Genomic DNA, 547 nt, shown 5'->3' with positions numbered 1-547 from the left:
GCTTGTTGTGAGCTTACCCTAGCTTTCGTTCACTTACGTCCTTCATCGTCTTCATGTGCCAAGGCATCCACCTTGCGCCCTTTCTTTCTTGACTGGAAATATTGTTTGCTATTTAGTTTTAAGCTTAGCTATTGCTAAGTGGTTCATTTTTTTCTAATATACGGATTGTTTATCCGTACGATTAGCGTCGTAGATTTCTACAAACCCGCTTCGCGCGTTTGGAAATCCTGACGGCCGACCTACCATCCATTTGCTTTGCAAATGGGGTTAGGTCTTGCTGGTGGAGATAAAGAGATTCGAACTCTTGACCCCCTGCGTGCAAGGCAGGTGCTCTCCCAGCTGAGCTATATCCCCATGTTTTATATATAGTTTAATATTGAAATTTAATTTATATCAATGATTATGTCTGTGTTTCTAATTGATAGAGAATAACGTATCATTCTCTTTCCGGACCTGATTGGTTAATCTAATACAAATATAATTGCTTACGTTTGTAGAGACGTCCTAGAAGCTCTCTTGATTCGCAAGATTCGTTCTAGGATGAAAG

Annotated in this window: 1 tRNA gene; it reads right to left on the bottom strand. The window is 40.2% G+C overall.

Features of this window, described 5'->3' with window-relative positions:
- Window positions 1–278: 278 nt before the first annotated feature.
- Window positions 279–354: transfer RNA gene (locus OC526_RS08320), tRNA-Ala, on the bottom strand.
- Between the last annotated feature and the right edge of the window lie 193 nt (window positions 355–547).

Origin of the sequence: Anaerococcus sp. Marseille-Q5996 (genome assembly GCF_946893725.1) — a bacterium.
In the GTDB taxonomy this organism is placed as follows: domain Bacteria; phylum Bacillota; class Clostridia; order Tissierellales; family Peptoniphilaceae; genus Anaerococcus; species Anaerococcus martiniensis.
The sequence above is the reverse complement of the archived record's forward strand: the minus strand, read 5'-3'. Positions and strand labels throughout refer to the sequence as shown.